The 19,344-nt window shown below is 54.2% G+C and carries 17 protein-coding genes and 1 other RNA gene; all 18 read right to left on the bottom strand.

Annotated features, from left to right (window positions below):
- Window positions 1-113: 113 nt before the first annotated feature.
- Complete coding sequence (locus NFC81_RS04135; protein WP_304996271.1) at window positions 114-1,040, bottom strand: M23 family metallopeptidase; 927 nt, start codon at window positions 1,038-1,040, stop codon at window positions 114-116.
- Window positions 1,041-1,059: 19 nt separating this feature from the next.
- Window positions 1,060-1,965: a UDP-3-O-acyl-N-acetylglucosamine deacetylase gene (gene lpxC, locus NFC81_RS04130; protein WP_304996270.1), complete on the bottom strand. Its 906-nt coding sequence runs from the start codon at window positions 1,963-1,965 to the stop codon at window positions 1,060-1,062.
- Between the two features lie 85 nt (window positions 1,966-2,050).
- Window positions 2,051-3,199 (bottom strand): cell division protein FtsZ, encoded by a 1,149-nt coding sequence (ftsZ, locus tag NFC81_RS04125; protein ID WP_304996943.1) that lies wholly within the window; start codon window positions 3,197-3,199, stop codon window positions 2,051-2,053.
- Between the two features lie 59 nt (window positions 3,200-3,258).
- Window positions 3,259-4,500 (bottom strand): cell division protein FtsA, encoded by a 1,242-nt coding sequence (gene ftsA / locus NFC81_RS04120; RefSeq protein ID WP_304996269.1) that lies wholly within the window; start codon window positions 4,498-4,500, stop codon window positions 3,259-3,261.
- The gene (locus tag NFC81_RS04115) at window positions 4,497-5,267 is read right to left on the bottom strand and encodes a cell division protein FtsQ/DivIB (RefSeq protein WP_304996268.1); all 771 of its coding nucleotides are present in this window, start codon (window positions 5,265-5,267) and stop codon (window positions 4,497-4,499) included. The genes ftsA and NFC81_RS04115 overlap by 4 nt, the downstream gene beginning before the upstream one ends.
- A gap of 4 nt (window positions 5,268-5,271) precedes the next feature.
- Window positions 5,272-6,213 carry a D-alanine--D-alanine ligase gene (locus tag NFC81_RS04110; protein WP_304996267.1) on the bottom strand — a complete coding sequence of 314 codons (942 nt, stop codon included), beginning with the start codon at window positions 6,211-6,213 and terminating at the stop codon, window positions 5,272-5,274.
- Window positions 6,210-7,652 (bottom strand): UDP-N-acetylmuramate--L-alanine ligase, encoded by a 1,443-nt coding sequence (murC, locus tag NFC81_RS04105; protein WP_304996266.1) that lies wholly within the window; start codon window positions 7,650-7,652, stop codon window positions 6,210-6,212. The genes NFC81_RS04110 and murC overlap by 4 nt, the downstream gene beginning before the upstream one ends.
- Entirely contained in the window at window positions 7,649-8,734 is a 1,086-nt protein-coding gene (murG, locus tag NFC81_RS04100; RefSeq protein ID WP_304996265.1) for an undecaprenyldiphospho-muramoylpentapeptide beta-N-acetylglucosaminyltransferase, read from the bottom strand. Before murG ends, murC begins: the two co-directional genes overlap by 4 nt.
- The gene (gene ftsW / locus NFC81_RS04095) at window positions 8,721-9,914 is read right to left on the bottom strand and encodes a putative lipid II flippase FtsW (protein WP_304996264.1); all 1,194 of its coding nucleotides are present in this window, start codon (window positions 9,912-9,914) and stop codon (window positions 8,721-8,723) included. The genes murG and ftsW overlap by 14 nt, the downstream gene beginning before the upstream one ends.
- Complete coding sequence (gene murD, locus NFC81_RS04090) at window positions 9,911-11,266, bottom strand: UDP-N-acetylmuramoyl-L-alanine--D-glutamate ligase (RefSeq protein ID WP_304996263.1); 1,356 nt, start codon at window positions 11,264-11,266, stop codon at window positions 9,911-9,913. Before murD ends, ftsW begins: the two co-directional genes overlap by 4 nt.
- A gap of 13 nt (window positions 11,267-11,279) precedes the next feature.
- Complete coding sequence (gene mraY / locus NFC81_RS04085) at window positions 11,280-12,362, bottom strand: phospho-N-acetylmuramoyl-pentapeptide-transferase (protein WP_304996262.1); 1,083 nt, start codon at window positions 12,360-12,362, stop codon at window positions 11,280-11,282.
- Window positions 12,362-13,729 carry a UDP-N-acetylmuramoyl-tripeptide--D-alanyl-D-alanine ligase gene (gene murF, locus NFC81_RS04080; protein ID WP_304996261.1) on the bottom strand — a complete coding sequence of 456 codons (1,368 nt, stop codon included), beginning with the start codon at window positions 13,727-13,729 and terminating at the stop codon, window positions 12,362-12,364. The genes mraY and murF overlap by 1 nt, the downstream gene beginning before the upstream one ends.
- Window positions 13,726-15,177: a UDP-N-acetylmuramoyl-L-alanyl-D-glutamate--2,6-diaminopimelate ligase gene (locus tag NFC81_RS04075; protein WP_304996260.1), complete on the bottom strand. Its 1,452-nt coding sequence runs from the start codon at window positions 15,175-15,177 to the stop codon at window positions 13,726-13,728. Before NFC81_RS04075 ends, murF begins: the two co-directional genes overlap by 4 nt.
- Window positions 15,174-16,835, bottom strand: a complete 1,662-nt coding sequence (locus NFC81_RS04070) for a penicillin-binding protein 2 (RefSeq protein WP_304996259.1) — start codon at window positions 16,833-16,835, stop codon at window positions 15,174-15,176. Before NFC81_RS04070 ends, NFC81_RS04075 begins: the two co-directional genes overlap by 4 nt.
- Window positions 16,832-17,104, bottom strand: coding sequence for a cell division protein FtsL (locus NFC81_RS04065; protein WP_304996258.1), 273 nt, complete (start codon window positions 17,102-17,104; stop codon window positions 16,832-16,834). Before NFC81_RS04065 ends, NFC81_RS04070 begins: the two co-directional genes overlap by 4 nt.
- Window positions 17,104-18,042: a 16S rRNA (cytosine(1402)-N(4))-methyltransferase RsmH gene (rsmH, locus tag NFC81_RS04060; RefSeq protein ID WP_304996257.1), complete on the bottom strand. Its 939-nt coding sequence runs from the start codon at window positions 18,040-18,042 to the stop codon at window positions 17,104-17,106. Before rsmH ends, NFC81_RS04065 begins: the two co-directional genes overlap by 1 nt.
- The gene (mraZ, locus tag NFC81_RS04055) at window positions 18,039-18,488 is read right to left on the bottom strand and encodes a division/cell wall cluster transcriptional repressor MraZ (protein WP_304996256.1); all 450 of its coding nucleotides are present in this window, start codon (window positions 18,486-18,488) and stop codon (window positions 18,039-18,041) included. Before mraZ ends, rsmH begins: the two co-directional genes overlap by 4 nt.
- A gap of 432 nt (window positions 18,489-18,920) precedes the next feature.
- Window positions 18,921-19,273: RNase P RNA component class A (rnpB, locus tag NFC81_RS04050), an RNA gene on the bottom strand.
- Between the last annotated feature and the right edge of the window lie 71 nt (window positions 19,274-19,344).

Genomic DNA, 19,344 nt, shown 5'->3' with positions numbered 1-19,344 from the left:
TAGCGGCCAATAGCGAACACTAGCACCCCGAAAGGTATTCTAGACCAACAAAAAACGCCCATTAAAGACTGACTCTAAGCAATCCTCAATGGGCGTTTTTCAAAGCATTCATCTCAATTCATACGACGCGTAATGTACGGGGCCGGGTCTACCGCTCGGCCATTAAGATATACTTCAAAGTGAACGTGCGGTGCTGTAGAACGACCTGTCGAACCCAGCAAGGCAATGGGCTGCCCCTTTTCTACGATATCACCGACACTGACCAGGTTCTCTTTATTGTGTGCATAGCGGGTAACATACCCACCGCCATGGTTGATATCGACAGTATTACCATAGCCGCCACGATCGCCACTGTAGACAACAACCCCGGCGGCCACTGCCATAACATCAATACCCTGTCGGCCAGCGAAATCCAAACCATTGTGCCACGTGATACGTCCAGTGAACGGATCGGTACGATACCCAAAGCGCGAACTCATCCACGAGCCTGAACCCACCGGACGACCGGCCACAAACGTCTGTGCTTCGATATTTCGGTTCTGCAAAACAGATTCCAAGATGGACAACTGATGACTACGACTGACGATATGGCTGTCTAACTGATCCAGGGCCTCCATAAAGGACGGAGGACGATAAGACATGCCCTCTCCAGACATCTCTGGCCCACCGACCCCAGGCATCATGGTGAAATCAAATTCACCGTCTTCTAAACCGGCGACCTGTACCAAGCGCTCGCCCAGTGCATCGACTCTCGTCAAGCGTGCTTGCAACTCAGCAAGTCGGACGGTCAACGCATCCAGCTGTTCGTAGGTCAGACGAGAGATCTTTTCTACTTCAGCTTTCTGCTTACTGATTTCGTTTTCCCACTGACTCATGGCGTCTTTACTCAGCGCCATCTCATGAATGGGCGCACCAACGCGATAGCCAGCAAAAAAAGTCACGCAAATGACCGCAATGAAAAACGGGACCACCCATTTGCCGAGCCAGCGCGGAATGTGTGTTGAGCTGCCATGACGGCGACTGACAAGAATGATATCCATAATTTTGCTTACGTCCGCTTTACGCTAGTACTGGGCGATAAGATATAGGAGCTGCCTCGGCCGTGTCAAAGGTCATGTACTCCCAAGTTTCTGGGTGACAGATCAATTCACGCAGCAGCAGGTTGTTAAGACCATGCCCCGACTTTTCGGCAATGAAATGGCCGATAAGGCTGTGTCCCAAAAGATAAAGGTCGCCGACAGCGTCCAAAATCTTATGCTTCACAAATTCATCCTCGTAACGTAAACCGTCTTCATTCAGAACACGGTATTCATCCATAGCAATGGCGTTATTGAAATTAGCACCAAGCGCCAGGTTGTTCGCGCGCAGATATTCGAAGTCCCGCATAAAGCCAAAGGTACGTGCCCGACTGATCTCTTTCACAAAGGTCGATGAAGAAAAATCGAGGCTAGCGAACTGCTTACCATTAGCGAAAACCGGGTGATCAAAATCAATCTTGAAACTGATTTTAAAGCCGTCATAGGGCTCAAACCGCGCTACACGGTCGCCATCACGCACTTCAATAGGCCGAATAATACGAATGTATTTTTTGGCCGCATCCTGCTCGGCAATGCCAGCGGACTGCAATAAGAACACAAACGGACCTGCACTGCCGTCCATGATGGGCACTTCGGCAGCACTGACATCGACATAGACGTTGTCTATGCCGAGGCCAGCCATGGCCGACAGCAGGTGTTCCACGGTGTCTACACGCACGTCACCTTTCATCAATGTCGTTGATAAGGTCGTATCGCCCACATTTTTTGCAAAGGCTTGTATCTCTACCTCTGGACTGAGATCTGTCCGACGAAAGACAATCCCTGTGTCCACTGGAGCAGGACGAAGCGTCAAAAAGACCTTCTCTCCAGAGTGTAGCCCCACGCCTGTGGCTTTAATGGCGTTTCGGAGCGTGCGTTGCTTCACCATGTCTTGGGAGTCCTACCTGTTAAACGGTTGTTTCAAAGTTTGCAGGATCATAGCAGATAGACTCCGATTCCAAAAATACAAAGTGTTAATCAGCCTGACGGCGTAAGAACGCAGGAACGTCAAGTAAATCGTCCATTCCTTGCGGTTTTGCGCCAGTATTTTGACTACGCACTTCGTCGTCACGACGGCGCATCACGGTGGGTCGATCCAGTTTCTGGTAATTCGTTTCGACTTTTTTACGCGTGTTGTCGACGGCGATGACGGGTTTTTCGTCTTTCTCACCAATCCCGGTCGCTACCACAGTCACACGAATCTCATCAGTGAGTTCCGGATCGATAGCTGTACCAATTACAATTGTAGCATCTTCCGCCGCAAATTCCTCAATGATGTCACCGACGGCTTCAAACTCGTGCAGTCCCAAGTTAACGCCTGCGGTGATGTTAACCAGCACACCACGCGCACCACGCAGATCGACATCTTCCAACAGCGGAGAGCGAATCGCCGCTTCGGCTGCTTTAGTTGCACGATTCTCACCGCGCGCCACACCGGCACCCATCATTGCCATGCCCATTTCGGCCATGACCGTACGGACGTCGGCAAAGTCGACGTTGATCTTACCCTGACGGATGATCAGGTCAGAGATACCCTGCACGGCGTTCAGCAAGACGTTGTCGGCTTCGGCAAAAGCGTCTAACAGACTTACGTCATCCGCCATAGCGGTCAACAACTTCTGGTTAGGGATACAGATCAATGAATCCACATGCTGACGCAAGGCTTCGATACCGGCATCTGCCAATTTCATCCGGCGACGTCCTTCGAATTTAAACGGCTTGGTAACCACGCCCACCGTCAAAATACCTAATTCTTTCGCCACTTCAGCGACGATCGGCGCGGCACCTGTACCCGTACCACCACCCATACCGGCGGTAACGAAGATCATATCGGCACCTTGCAGCACTTCTACAATCTTATCGCGATCTTCAATCGCGGACTGCCGACCGACCTCCGGGTTAGCACCCGCACCCAGCCCTTTCGTCAGGGCGCCACCCAACTGCAACACGGTAGCACCATCTAAAACATCTAACGCTTGGGCGTCTGTGTTGGTGCAAATAAACTGCACACCAGGCACCTGATTGGTCGCCAACATGTGTTGGACAGCGTTACAACCGCCACCACCAACACCCACTACTTTAATGACAGCTTGATTCGGTGAAGACTCTACCAAGGTGAACATGTCACCTGATGTCATTGCCTTTTCGTATTCAGCCATTTTGCCTGCTCCTGTTCTATCCATTAGAAATTTTGTTTGACCATGTCTTTAAAACGAACCCAAAACCCTGCTTGTTGTTTCTGGGCGCGTTTCTTCTTTTTACTGCCCTGCAATTCCAGTTGCTGCAGTCCGTGCAACAGCAACCCTACACCAGTGGAATACACAGGGCTCTGTACTACGTCGGTCAGGCCTGTTACACCAGTGGGGTAAGCGAGCCGAACAGGCATATGAAATACCTCTTCGGCCAGTTCTACGGCACCTTCCATGCGGGAGGTACCTCCGGTCAGCACGATGCCTGCCGGTATCATTTCTTCATAGCCACTGCGGCGCAGTTCGGCCTGAATTAATGAAAACAATTCTTCATAACGCGGCTCAACCACCTCTGCCAATGCTTGACGTGACAGTTCACGCGGTGGGCGATCACCCACACTCGGCACCTTGATGGACTCATGTGCCCCCGCTAACTGCGCCAGTGCACAAGCGTATTTCACCTTGATTTCTTCGGCGTGCTGCGTCGGCGTAGCAAAAGCCATGGCGATATCATTGGTCACCTGATCACCGGCGATGGGGATCACCGAGGTATGGCGAATAGCCCCTTCGGTAAAAATCGCCATATCGGTGGTACCGCCGCCGATATCCACCATGCACACGCCCAATTCTTTTTCATCGGCGGTCAACACGGCGTAGCTTGACGCCAGTTGCTCAAGGATGATCTGCTCCACTTCCAGGCCGCAACGACGTACACATTTTTCAATATTCTGCACCGCGTTCTCGGCGGCCGTAACCAAATGCACCTTGGCTTCCAAGCGCACACCCGACATCCCGTAAGGCTCTTTGATGCCTTCTTGGTTATCGATCAAATACTCCTGCGGCAGAATGTGTAAAATTTTCTGATCCGCTGGTATCGCGACCGCTTGCGCTGCATCGATCACACGCTCGACGTCCGCTTCCTGCACTTCTTTGTCCCGAATGGCGACAATACCGTGACTGTTGTGGCTGCGAATATGACTACCGGCGATGCCCACGTGCACGGAATGAATGTCACACCCTGACATTAATTCGGCTTCTTCGATGGCGCGCTGAATCGACTGCACGGTCGACTCGATATTGACCACCACGCCTTTCTTCATGCCGTAAGCGGGATGTGAGCCAAGACCAACTACTTCAAGACCGCCTTCCGCATTAACCAGCCCGACAATGGCCACCACCTTGGACGTACCAATGTCCAAGCTGACAATCAATTCGCCCTTGTGTGATGAACTCATGCTGACTCTCCCGCTCTTGTCTCTGCTTTCCATTCCACTGCTACACCAAATTGATAGCGCGCGTCCATGACGGCGATGTTTCCGGTCTGTGCCCGGTCGTTTGTCTCTCCCAACACACGCGCCACACGACGCGCCCGTTGTAAAATATTCTTCTGCCCAAGGCGCACTTCAACACCGTTGTCCAACTGCACAGTCCATGCACCTCGTGGGGCCAGATCCAAGGCATCAATTCGATACCCCATGGCACTGAACATCTGGCTGAACTGCAAGTAATGCGTCATCACATCGGTCGCCCGACCGTCCGGCCCGGACAACTTCGGCAGCTCAAACACCAGATCACTGGGACCAAAAACCTGCCCGCGACTGTTAATAAAGGCACTGTCGTTCCAATACGCCAATGGCGTCTGTTCGCTGACTCGAACCACCACTCGGTCTGGCCATTGACGCACCAAAGTAGCCTGCTCGATCCAAGGCAAGGCTGCCAACGACTGCTCTACCTCGGGCAACGACAGCTTCCAGTAGCTGACGTCGGCGTACTGCTCTACCACGGCCATGACTTCATCTTCACTTTGGAACAGCAGCTCTGTATCCAGCGTCCAGCGTACCTGCTCCGGCGTTAAACCACGTACCGACAGCCCTACCAACGCCACCCCTGCTATCACACACAGCCCTAACACCAAGCGCTGCCAAACTTGCACCGAGACGGTGGGCAAAGATACTTCCAGGCGAGGCCATTCCCGCCGCCGTGTCGCACCGCGTCGTGTCACCGTATCAGCCTCCGTGCCTTGCCAAAATGGTGTGCACTAAGGCGGGGAAGTCCAGACCCGCTGCCTTAGCCGCCATGGGTACCAAACTGTGACTGGTTAACCCAGGCACTGTATTGGCTTCTAACAGATACCAACTGCCGTCGGCATCGCGCATGGCATCGATTCGTCCCCAATTGGCGCAACCCAGCACTCGAAAAGCTTGCAGTGCTAAATCTTGAATCGCCTGTTCATCTGCATCCGACAGGCCGGATGGCAAATAGTAATGAGTATCGTCACGCTCATACTTTGCATCGTAGTCGTAGAACTGACCGGCCGACTTCATGCGAATAACCGGCAAGGCCTGTAAACCGTCCGCAGTGTCCAGAATGCTCATGGTGTATTCCGGGCCATCGATAAATTGCTCAGCCATGACCACCCGATCAAACTGCCGAGCCAGCGTAAACCCGGCCTTCACTTGTTCAGGGCTGTCAGCGATGGTGATGCCAATACTGGACCCTTCGAGCACTGGCTTGATCACCACCTTGCCACCCAGTTGCTGCAATACATCGGCCCAATGGCTGTCTTCGTCCAGCAGCTCATAGCGCGCTGTTGGCAACCCGTGTCCTTGCCAGATTTGCTTGGTCATGACCTTGTTCATGGCCAGCGCAGAGGCCGCAACGCCACTGCCGGTGTAGGGTATGCCCAGGGTATCCAGAAAACCTTGGATACTCCCGTCTTCACCGCCACGACCATGCAAGGCGATGAACACCTGAGAAACATTCTCCGATGTCAGCAAGTCGAAAAAAGGCTCTGCCGTATCAATCGCTAGCACGTCCGCACCGCTGCTTCGCAGAGCATCAATAACGGCCTGACCACTTTGCAGCGATACCGCGCGCTCAGCCGACTTGCCACCGAACAACACCGCGACCTTGCCTGCTTGATGACCTTGCGTGTTCACCTTTGTCATGCTTTAAAACCCAGTTCTCTATTCTGTAGTTCGATGGCTAACCCGCCTATGTCTCCGGCCCCTTGCGCAATCACCAGGTCGCCATCTTCCAACAAATTCGGTAACAGGCCGACCACATCACTGATGTTCTCAACAAACACCGGTTCAACCTGTCCACGCTGGCGAATGCTGCGCGCCAATGATCGCCCGTCGGCACCGTTGATCGGGTCTTCTCCCGCGCCGTACACGTCGAGCAACACCAACACATCCACTTTGGACAATACGCGCACAAAGTCTTCATACAGGTCGCGCGTCCGCGTAAAACGGTGCGGCTGAAACACCAACACCAAGCGCCGTTCCGGCCAACCGCGCCGCGCGGCTTCGATGGTTACTTCCAGCTCACGTGGGTGATGACCGTAGTCATCCACCAACATCATCTGGCCTTTCGCATTTTTAAATTCGCCACGAACCTGGAAACGTCGTCCCACACCGGCAAATTGCTCCAATGCCTTGACGATGGACACATCATCCACGCCTTCTTCCGTCGCCATTGCCACGGTAGCGGCCGCGTTCAACACATTGTGCTGGCCGGGCATTTTGACCCGCACCGCAAGTGGCGGCAGTCCGCCCGGGCGATGCACGGTGAAGGCTGTGCTGTAGGCTTCAGGCTTGATGTCAGTCACTCGATAATCCGCGTCTTCTGCGACGCCGTAGGTCACCGTTGGGCGACCCACGCGCGGTAGGATTTCTCGCACGTATTCGTCGTCCACACACAGTATGGCTAAACCGTAGAACGGTAAGTTGTGCAGAAAGGACACGAACGTGTCTTTCACTTTCTCGAAATCACCACCATAGGTATCCATATGGTCGGCATCAATGTTGGTTACCACGGCCACCATCGGCTGCAAGTGCAGAAACGACGCATCACTTTCATCCGCCTCAGCTACGAGGTAGCGTGAGGTACCGAGCCGTGCATTGGTGCCAGCGCTGTTAAGACGTCCACCGATGACAAAGGTAGGGTCCAGTCCGCCCTCGGCTAATACCGACGCGGCTAAGCTGGTCGTCGTGGTTTTACCGTGTGTACCGGCAACCGCAATACCGTGGCGATACCGCATCAGCTCAGCGAGCATCTCAGCACGCGGAACCATGGGGATACGTAACTCAGTCGCGGCCACCACTTCAGGGTTGTCTTTCTTCACCGCCGTGGAGGTCACTACAACATCGGCTTGGGTGACATTTTCGGCTTGGTGACCAATGGTGATGTCCATCCCCAGTTGCTCTAAACGCTTTGTCGTTGCACTTGCGCGTATATCTGAACCAGAAACAGCATAGCCCTGGTTCAGCAATACTTCGGCAATACCACACATACCCACGCCACCGATCCCGACAAAGTGCACGCGGCGAATACGGCGCATTTCCGGTACATCAAACACAGTGATATTTGCTTTTTTGAAGGTCATACCTTCTCTCCCATCCAATGCTGTAACTCACGCACAACCTGTTCAGTTGCGTCGGGTTTGCCGGCCGCTCGTGACGCTGTGGCGCGGCTCAATAAAGATTCTGTTTGCAATTGCTCGCGCAGGGTCGCTGCCAGGGCCTCTGCGGTTAATCCGCTCTGCGGCATCAGGGTAGCCGCACCAAGGTCAACCAGGGCGCGCGCGTTGCTGGTCTGATGGTCATCAATCGCGTGCGGAAACGGAATTAAGACACTGCTCACACCCACGGCGGCAATCTCGGCAACAGTTAAAGCACCCGCTCTTGCGATGACCAAGTCAGCCTGCGTTAACGCCTCTGCCATATCGGTAATAAAAGGTTCTATGTTGGCATTGACCGCGGCCCGCGCGTACGCCGCTTGGGTCGCGACCAAATTAGCCTTACCGCATTGGTGTCGTACCTGTGGTCGCTCGCTTGGCGACAACAAACTCAAAGCTTCCGGTACCATCTCGTTGATCGCTTGGGCACCTTGGCTGCCACCCAAAATCAACAGGCGAAACGGCGTCTGCATGGCAAGCCCGCGCGCTGTCGGTGAGTCTATCTCGCCCAAACTGGCACGCACCGGATTACCCACCACCGTACATTGCACTGCGGGCCCAAAAGCATTCGGGAAACCACACAACACAGAATTGGCAATGCGTGACAACAGCTTGTTGGTCGTTCCCGCCACAGCATTCTGTTCGTGAATCACTAAGGGAATACGCAGCAGGCGAGCCGCAACACCGCCAGGGCCTGATGCATAGCCCCCAAAGCCGAGCACCACATCGGGCTTGAAATGCCGCAGCGTGCGCATCGCTTGCCATACGGATTGTGCAATTCGAAACGGTGCCAGCAGTCGAGCCACAGCACTGCTGCCGCGCACGCCGGTCACGGTCAACTGGTGCAAGGGATAGCCTGCCGCGGGCACTAGGTCGTTTTCGATACCGCGCCCAGTACCTAGCCAATTGATCTCATAACCTAGATCGCGCATGCGGTCTGCTACCGCCAGCCCAGGGAAAACATGCCCGCCAGTGCCACCAGCCATGATCAATACTCTAGGCTTGCTCATGAGCACCTCCCTGCTGGGCAGCAGCGTTCGCTGAAGTTTCAGCGGATACCCGCGCTACAAGGCCAAGCATGGTGAAACTGACCAACAGACTGGTCCCACCGTAACTCACCAAAGGCAACGTCAGTCCTTTGGTCGGCAGGAGTCCTGAACTCACACCTACGTTAATAAATATCTGTAGGGCAAACACAATCGCTATACCGAAACAGATATAAGCACCGAACGATTGCCCAGCCCGATCCGCTCGCCAGCCAACGATAATAATCTGAGATACCAACCACGCTAACGCAGCCAATAACACCAAAATGCCAAACAAACCGAGTTCTTCCGCAATAATGGCGACGATGAAGTCGGTGTGGGCTTCCGGTAGGTAGAAGAGCTTTTGCAAGCTATTGCCGAGCCCTACGCCGAAAAGCTCGCCGCGGCCAAATGCAATCAAAGACTGGGTCAGCTGATAGCCTGACCCAAAAACATTTTCTTCCGCCCATGGGTTCATAAATGACATCAGTCGTGCGACACGGTAGGTCTGTGTGATCGCCATAATGCCAGCCGACAAAATCGCTACTGCAATGGTGACGAAAAACTGTCCAGCACGCACACCACCTAAAAACATCATGCCCATGATGGTCGCCATGATGACGATCACGGCACCGAAGTCCGGTTCAGCCAAGAGCAAAATAGTGATCACCGCCACTACAAGAAGCGGCTTAAGAAAGCCGCGCCAGCTAGTCCGAACTTCGTCTTGCCGACGCACTAAATAGCCTGCAACGTAGAGAATCATCGCCAATTTGGCCAATTCGCTGGGCTGAAACTGAATAAAGCCTAAATTGATCCAGCGCCAACTGCCGTTAACTTCCCGTCCAATACCTGGCACCAGCACCAATACCAGCAACACAAAGCCAAGCAATAAAATGGGTGCGCCCAAGCGATACCACAAGGCCATGGGCACATGCACGGTAATAGCAAAGGCAATGCAAGCAAGTGCCAGATAAACGCCGTGACGCTGCATAAGCGCAAAAGGATTACCCAGATTCTGCTCAGCAAAATCCATCGAAGCCGACGTAATCATCAACCAGCCAAACAAGGCCAGGGAAACACCAAGTACCACCAACGTCCGATCAACATTAGACCAGTCGAGCCACCGATCTTCGCGCCAGGTTTCGTAGAGTGATGCTGTCGTCATGCAGCACCTCCCAGCACGGTTTGTACAAAAGCAGCACCACGCGCTTCAAAATTTGCGAACTGGTCAAAACTTGCACACGCTGGTGACAACAACACCCAGTCACCGGCTACCGCATGACCACGTGCTTGTGCTAAAGCGTCTTGCATCGTCTCGGCCCGCATTGCAGCGACACCGGCTTTTTCACACGCATCGGCAATCGAGGCTCCGTCACGCCCATAGGTATAAACAGCAACCGCAAGCTTCTGACATACAGCGGCTAAGGGCGAAAAATCAGCGGACTTGCTATCGCCGCCTAACAGCAGGTGCAGCCGCCCTGTGCATTCAGGCGCTAAGCCCTCCAGGGCGGCCACGGTTGCGCCGACATTGGTGCCCTTTGAGTCATTCACGAAGGTTACGCCATGCTGCTCGGCGACCCACTCGCAGCGGTGCGGTAATCCAGTAAAGGCAGCAATGGCTTCGGCAACCGAGGCCATTGGCCATGACATTAGCTTTGCCACCGCCAGCACCGCCAAAATATTCTGTAGATTGTGTCGCCCTTTTAAACGCAACGTCGGCCAGTGAATCACTTCCTGCAAGCCGTCGAACACATGAATACCCGCAGCGTCAACGTCAGCGCTCAACATGCCAATATCCTTGCGTTTCAACGAATACGCCATGTAAGGCCGGGCACTCGACATCAAGGGTTGGGTCAACACGTCATCGGCATTCACGACCAAGCTATCGCAGCCATTGAAGATACGATGTTTAGCGAGCCGGTAAGCTGCCAGATCCTCGTAACGATCCATATGATCAGGACTGATGTTTAACACCATGGCCACACGCGCGTTTAAATGCTCGACCATTTCCAGCTGAAAGCTCGACAACTCAAGAATGGCCAATTCATGCGACTCGTCCATAAGATCCAAGACTGGCTTACCGATGTTGCCTGCCACTGCCGCGTTCAGCCCCAGACGCTCGGCTACGGCACCCAATAAGGTGACCACCGTACTTTTACCATTTGACCCTGTCACCGCGATGATGGGTGCTTGGGTATTGCGGGCGTAAAGCGCGACGTCACTGACCACCTGGGCACCCTTCGCGATGGCCGAGACCAACGCCGGCTCTGCTAAAGCAACACCTGGGCTCACGTAAACCTCGTCGGCACTGTTCAGCCAGTCTGTTGCCCACTGACCCAGACACAGCTCAACCTGCGGCTGTTCTGCCGCAAATTGCGCGGCGTAAGGTGCATCCGCTCGAGTATCCATCACTCGAAACGGTACGCCCTGCGCAGCCAGCCAAGTCGCCATACTGTAGCCGGTTTTACCCAACCCAATAACGACTCGCTGCTTGTCTGTACCAATCAGTTGTGTCATTTCGCTTTGTTTCTCATCTCAATTTCAGTGTAGACAGGCCAATGAGCACCAGAATGACGGTGATGATCCAAAACCGGACAATCACGCGCGGCTCTGGCCAGCCTTTTAATTCGTAATGATGATGCAAGGGCGCCATGCGGAATACCCGGCGACCGGTCAGCTTATAGCTGGCAACCTGAACAATGACCGACAGTGTTTCGGCAACGAACAGTCCGCCCATAATGAACAGCACTATTTCTTGCCGCACGATCACAGCGATCACCCCTAGGGCAGCGCCCAATGCCAACGCACCCACATCGCCCATAAACACTTGCGCCGGATAGGTGTTGAACCATAGAAAGCCCAAACCAGCACCAACCAATGCACCGCAGAACACCACCAATTCGCCAGCACCCGCAACAAAGGGTATGCCAAGGTAGTTGGCGAATTGAAAGTGACCACTGACGTATGCAAAGACACCCAAGGCTCCGCCAACCAGGATAGTAGGCACAATGGCCAGGCCGTCTAAGCCGTCCGTTAGGTTCACCGCGTTGCTGGTACCCACGATCACAAAATACGTCAGGACAATAAAACCAAACCCTAATGGAATGGCGATATCCTTAAAGAAAGGCACGATCAAAGAGGTTTCCACCGGTGTTTGCGCGAAGGCATACAACGCTACCGCAGCAATCAACCCCGCCACCGATTGCCAAAAATACTTCCAGCGTGCCGGCAAGCCTTTCGAGTTGCGCTGCACCACTTTGCGGTAGTCATCCACCAGACCAACCACCCCAAACGCAAAGGTCACCCCTACAACGATCCAAACATAGTGGCTCGACAAATCCGACCACAACAAGGCGCTGAGCAACACCGAGAACAGAATCAGTGCGCCGCCCATGGTGGGCGTGCCTTCTTTGCTCAAGTGGGTTTGGGGACCGTCGACCCGTATCGCTTGCCCCACTTGATGCCGACGCAACATGCGAATCATGGTGGGGCCAATCAGCAGAGACAAACCAAGCGCTGTCAACACGCCCAAAATCGCGCGCATCGTGATGTACTGCACCACGCCAAAGGGCGTGAAAAATTCGCTGAGCCAGATAGAGAGCCACAGTAACATTAGTGGGTTGCTCCTAGTTCAAGCTGGTCGATTAGGCCTTTCATAACTTCTTCCATTCCGGCTGATCGAGAGCCTTTGATTAATACCGCGCCCGTTTTCTCGTGCGCGACCTTGTGGTGCAAGGCCGCAATGAGTGCCACCTTGTCAGTGAAATGTTGCCCGCCCTTACCAAACGCACGACTGCTGTGGCTCGCCATGTCGCCAATGGTCCACACGGCGGCAATGCGCTGGCGAGCGTACTGCCCAATTTGCTCGTGCGCCGTTTGCGTATGATCGCCGAGCTCGCCCAGCTCACCCAGTACCAAAATCTGCTGTCCGGGCAAGGTAGCCAGCACATCGATGGCCGCACTCACCGACTCAGGGTTCGCATTATAGGTGTCATCAATCAGACGCCAGCCCTTGTAGGTATGCTGCCCCAATCGACCCGGCGCGTTACGCAGTGTTGCAATCGCTGGCAACCAGATATGTACCGGGAGAGCCAAAGCCACCATCACCGCCGCCGCCGCGGCTAAATTAGCCACGTTGTGAGCCCCAACCAAAGGCAACACCACGCTGTGCTCGAAATCCGGACCACGCAAATGGACCAGGCTGCGCTCGTCCTCAACCTGCTCCAGCGTAGCCACTACATCAGCATCAGGATTCTTCACTGAGAAGCTGACCACACGCCCCGGCGCTGCGGCGCACCACTGGGTGTATCCTTTATCATCAAGGTTCAGTACCGCAATGCCGTTTTCGCTGAGGCCGCTGAGTATTTCACCCTTTGCCTGACGAATGAGTTCAGTGGATCCGAACTCAGCCAAATGCGCACTGCCTGCATTCACGATAACAGCCACATCAGGTCGCACCAGCGCGGTCGTGTAGGCGATTTCGCCGACATGATTGGCTCCCAATTCGAGCACCGCGTATTCATGCTCAGGGGCAATGCGCAGTAAGGTTTTGGGCACTCCAATGTCGTTGTTCAGATTACCTTCGGTCGCCAATGTGGTACCGCAGGCACCCAACATGGCCGCCAGCATCTCTTTCGTGGTGGTTTTGCCGGAGCTACCGGTCAAGGCAACCACGGACGCCGTACTCATATTGCGATTGGCGGCACCTAACTTGCCCAGCGCCAACCGTGTATCAGCAACAATCCACTGCGGGGTCGCCAAGGTATCCGGGTGGTCGACCACCAACAAAGCAGCGCCGCGCGCCGCCGCATCGCTATTGAATTGATGACCATCAAAATGCTGTCCACGCAACGCAATGTAGGCGTCACCGGATTGCAAGCTGCGCGTATCGGTACTGAAATCCAAAACTTCCACAGCCCCGGTAATGGCAGAACCTTCGTAAAGTGCGGTCAGTTCGGTGCTGAGCAGTGGGCGCATCATTGGGCACGCTCCTCAGCTGCCTGAACAGCCTCTAAGTCCGAGTAATGGTGTTTGACGCCTTGGATCTCCTGATACGTCTCATGGCCTTTACCAGCGATCAAAATAACATCGCCCGGCACCGCATCCCGCACCGCCATTAGAATGGCTTCAGCACGATCAGCAACTACTTCATAACGCGCGTCGCGCGGCATACCGGGCAACATGTCGCTGACGATCTGCAGAAAGCTTTCTGAGCGTGGGTTATCACTGGTTACCCATAACTGGTCAGCACGCGCCGCCGCAGCCGCAGCCATTAACGGCCGCTTACCACGATCCCGTTCACCACCGCAGCCAAACACACAATGCACTCGGCCCGTCGAGTGATGCCGAGCTGCTTGCAAGGCCTTTTCCAACGCATCGGGAGTATGGGCGTAGTCCACCAAAGCCAGCACACCGTTTTTCAACAGCACTGGCTGCATACGACCAGCAACAGGGGTTAACTGGGCCAGTAGTTCAGCCATACGCTCAAAACTTAAGCCCAGCGCGCCCAGTGTGCCAATGACCACGGCCAGGTTTGCAACATTGAAATCGCCTATCAGCTGCGTGTCCGTAACACCATCACCCCACGGCGTAGTCCAACTGATGCGCAAACCCTGTGGGTGCCGCTCAACCTGCGTCGGTGCTACATTGGCTACGGCACCTACTTTTCCCGACACACGAATAGCGTCACGGCGGTAGTTCAGTAGTTCCTGACCCCAGCGATCATCGATACACACCACTGCAGCCTGACTGCGCGCTGGGTCGAACAACTGTTTCTTCGCCGCAAAATAGTTTTCCATTGTGCCGTGAAAATCGAGGTGATCACGAGTCAACTGCGTGAACATGGCAACCCGGAAGCGCAGCCCGTCTACCCGGCCTTGTACCAAGGCATGACTGGACACTTCCATGGCAGCATAGGGCACATTCATTTCAGCCCATTGCGCCAGCAAGCGATGGTTCGTTAGCACATCTGGCGTGGTGTTGTAGGTGGTTTGCTGCTGCGGCCAGAGACCAGCGCCAATGGTACCGATCAAACCACACCGACCCGCCTCTGCCGATAGGCATTGGGCCAGGAAATGGCTTATCGAGGTCTTTCCATTGGTTCCGGTAACACCCAGCAGTGACAGATTCGATTCATTAACGGCAAACAAGGCTTCGGCCAACTGCCCTAGACGCCGAGACAACTCGGGCACCCAGACAACACTGTGCTCACCACCGGTGCCTGAGTTCTGACGACCAGCCTCACCCTCAGCTAACACTAGGACAGACTCCTGCCCCAACACTTGAGAAATGAAGTCGCGGCCATCGACGTTCTGACCAGGCAAGGCAACAAAGACATCACCAGAATTGACAGCACGACTATCGAGCACCGCAGTACCACCCGTCCGTTCGAGATGCTGTATTACCTGCGTCAGCCAATCGGTCTTCATCGTCCCTCCAGGGCCGTCATAATGCTGTCGGGCGCCACCCCAAAATGGGTCAGCGTCTGTTGCGTAATTTCTGCAAACAAAGGGGCAGCAACCGCACCACCAAAGTACTCTTCACCACGGGGGTTGTTCACCACCACCGCTACCACAACCTGTGGGTCGTGTATTGGAGCGTATCCAACAAACACACTGCGGTAGGAGTTGTCGTCATAACCGGCTAAACCCACGGTATGGGCTGTACCCGTTTTACCCGCTACCGAGTAAAACGGTGTACGAGCACGCGTCCCGGTACCGCCGTCGGCCGTAACCGCTTCAAGCATATCCCTTAACTCGCGCGCGACCTGTGGCGTCATCACCCTTACCGGATTGGCAACCAGGACATTGCGCAGAATCTGCGGCTGTACTCGCACACCGTCATTCACAATGGCTGCGTACGCCTGCGCCAATTGCAGGGTAGTCGCTGTCATACCGTAGCCGTATGACAAAGTTGCGACCTGCGCCGTCGACCATCGTGCACGATTCGGCAAGGTGCCATTGGCTTCGCCAGGAAAACCCACGCCCACCGACTGCCCCAAACCAAATTGATAAAACGTCGACCATAGGCTCTGTCCGCCCAATTCCATTGCCATCTTGCTGACACCAATGTTGGATGACTTAGCCATGATCTCGGTAACGTCCAATACACCATAATTTCGAAAATCTCTTACCGTACTGCCCCCACCTATGGATAAACGACCTGGGTTCGTATCAATCAATTGATCAGGCTGAAATTGACCGCTGCTCAAAGCCGCGGCGACCGTCATGGTTTTAATCACACTACCCGGCTCAAAGGCGTCGGTGATGGCCCGATTACGTAAATGTGCAGACTGAATGGAAGCGCGATCGTTCGGGTTATAAGACGGCTGGTTCGCCATCGCCAACACTTCCCCCGTGCGAGGATCCAACACCACCACGGATGCCCAATCCGCTTGATGACGCTGAAACGCTGCCTTCAGGGAGCGATATGTTTGATATTGCAGATCCAAATCCAGCGTCAATTGCAGGTCACGTCCCGGTTGCGGTAAGTGCCGGGACTCAACGTGGCGCACCACCTGACCATTCAAACTCTGCAAGACTAGGTCTCGACCTGGGCGACCACTTAATAATTCGTCATACGCCAGCTCAATACCTTCCTGACCATGATCATCGATATCCGTAAAACCTACGATATGGGCTGCCACTTCGCCCGCTGGGTAGTAGCGCTTGTACTCTTGCCGACCGTACAAACCCGGAATACGCAAAGCCAATACCGCCTCAGCATCGGCCGGGTTCATATGGCGCTGAACGTAAAAAAAGGCACGATGGATATCGTACCTACGCTGCAACGTCTGCAAACTGACGCCCGTCGCCGCCGCGATACGAGGAAGATCATCGGCGCGCAAACGACGCGGGTCACCCCACAGAGATGTGACTGGAGTACTCACCGCCAGCGGGTTGCCGTGTCGGTCGGTAATCATGCCACGATGCGCACCCACCTCTACTTCACGGGCCGAACGCATCTTACCCTGCTCAATCAAAAACTCGCGCTCTACAACTTGCAGATACACGACGCGTGTGACTAATGACGACAACAACAGCAACATCGCCAATACGACCAAATTCAAACGCCAGCGTGCTGTCATCGTCGCACCTCCCGCAGAATTCTCAGATCGCCAGCAGCGGGGGCATGCATACCCATACCCAGTGCACGCTGCTCAACGACCACCGGAGCCGCAACCGCCCCCAACTCCAGTGTCAACTGACCCCATTCAACGCGCTGTTGTGCATAGTGCTGACTTTGACGGTTCATTTCCGCATGCAATTGCCGAGTTTGATGGCTGACATAGGTTACTGCCATGGCCGAAGCCCATACCGCAGCCACCAACACCAACAGACCCGGCTTAACATTCATTACACCGCCCCTGCCAAACGCTCAGCCACGCGCAGAACCGCGCTGCGCGCACGCACGTTATCGCGCACTTCACCTTGATCGGCTTTATCGCCCTTCACCAGCACCTTCAAGTGCCGCTTAATGTCTTTTTCTAAAACCGGCATGCCACGGGGAATCTTTGGCCCCTGGCTCTTATCCCGCATAAAGCGTTTTACAATCCGGTCTTCAAGCGAATGGAAACTGATAACAACCAAACGCCCGCCGGGCTGCAAAACCTCAAGTGCTGCATTAAGTACCTTTTCTAAGTCAGCCAATTCATTATTAATATGAATGCGAATAGCTTGAAACGCGCGCGTGGCAGGATGCTTATATTTTTCCCAGCGTGGGTTAGCCACCTTGATCACTTCCGCCAAATCACCCGTGCGGGTAAAGGGTTGTTCGGCACGCCGCTGCACAATGGCTCGCGCCATACGACGACTGAATTTCTCTTCGCCGTACTCCCAAAGCACCCGTGCTATTTCTGTTTCATCGGTGAAGTTCACCCAATCAGCCGCACTGACACCCGCCTCAGGATTCATCCGCATATCCAGCGGACCGTCATGCATGAAGCTAAAGCCGCGCTCCGCATCATCCAACTGCGGTGACGACACGCCCAGATCCAACAGAATACCATGGCATCCCGGCGCGCCAATTTCATCGAGACCTTTCCGCAACTCAACAAACGAGTCCCAGACCATATGGAAGCGTGTGTCCTCAACCATCAAGGCACGCCCCACTGCTACAGCAGCTGGGTCTTTGTCAAAACCAATCAATTGGCCTTCGGCATCCAGTCGGCTCAGTATGGAGCGCGAATGCCCACCACGGCCAAAGGTGCCGTCGATGTATATCCCAGAAGCTTCCGTAACCAACCAGTCAACAGCGGATTCGAGCATCACTGAGTCGTGTACGAATTCACTCATAGCGACAACTCCATTAAAGCGTCCGGTACGTCGTCACTGTCGTCCGCCAAGTAGGCGTCACGACGATCCTGCCAGGACTGTTCATCCCAGAGTTCAAATTTATTGCCCTGACCGAGCAGAATGATTTTCTTGTCGAGTTTGGCGTGTTCACGCAATGGGCCGGGCACAAGAATACGACCCGCGCCATCCATCTCGATGTCGGTAGCATGACCAATCAATAAGCGTTGAATACGACGAACTTGTTTGTTGTAGCCTGGCAAGGCTTCGAGTTTCTGCTGAATGACCTCCCATTCCGTCAAAGGGTACAACAACAGGCACAGCTCTTCAGTGTCGATAGTTAGTACCAACTCACCACCACAGGCAGCCGTCAACATATCCCGAAATCGAGCAGGGATAGCCATGCGGCCTTTGCTGTCCATGCTGAGGGCGTGCACACCGCGCAGCATGATTCCTGTTCCTGACTTTTCCAAAACCAGCATCCGTCTTTATTATTTGTTCCTCTACCTTGGCCAAACGACTCACCAACGCACCAGAAACGTCAATTTTGTGAGGGAGAAAACCACCAGATGACACAAAAACCCACTTTCCCCCACTTACAGCGCCAACTATAGGTAGGTGACTGGGCATTTGCAACCGTCCGCTGAGTAAGGATTTCAAAAAAAAGTGCTTATAAGACAGGTAGTTAGGAGTGGTTAGCAAGTACTAACCAATCAACTTACAAGACGAAGTTGATGTAAAACGCGAGACTGGAGCGCATAGTTAAAGTTCTACTTTAACTTCAAGACTGATTTTCACTAAAAAAAGTAAATTTTATACCTTACAGAGATAATACAGAGGATGTGGAATAGCGCACAATTGCGTGCTTAAAAGGCAAAGAAAAGGCAAGTCAGCCGATAAGCCGGGTTCTGTCGAGGACAATCATTCATCTAGTCGTTACGTCGCCGCAACGATCAAGCGACCTACCCGGTTCCAACGCGGGCCACGCCATCAGGAACCCTATTTGGTCTTGCTCCGAGTGGGGTTTACCATGCCACGCACTGTTACCAGGCGCGCGGTGCGCTCTTACCGCACCCTTTCACCCTTACCGGTCACTTAAAAAGTGACTTAGGCGGTCTACTCTCTGCTGCACTTTCCGTCGGCTCACGCCGCCCTGCCGTTAACAGGCACTCCGCCCTATGGAGCCCGGACTTTCCTCCCCTCATTGCTGAGCGGCGATTGTCTGGCTGACTTGCGGGGCGCACAATACGCCGAACACCCGTGGCTTTCAAGTCTTTTACCATTGGCAACCGGCTAGGGAAGCGT

It is taken from the genome of Salinispirillum sp. LH 10-3-1 (assembly GCF_030643825.1).
Taxonomy (GTDB): Bacteria; Pseudomonadota; Gammaproteobacteria; order Pseudomonadales; family Natronospirillaceae; genus Salinispirillum.
This window is presented reverse-complemented; position numbering and strand designations above follow the sequence as displayed.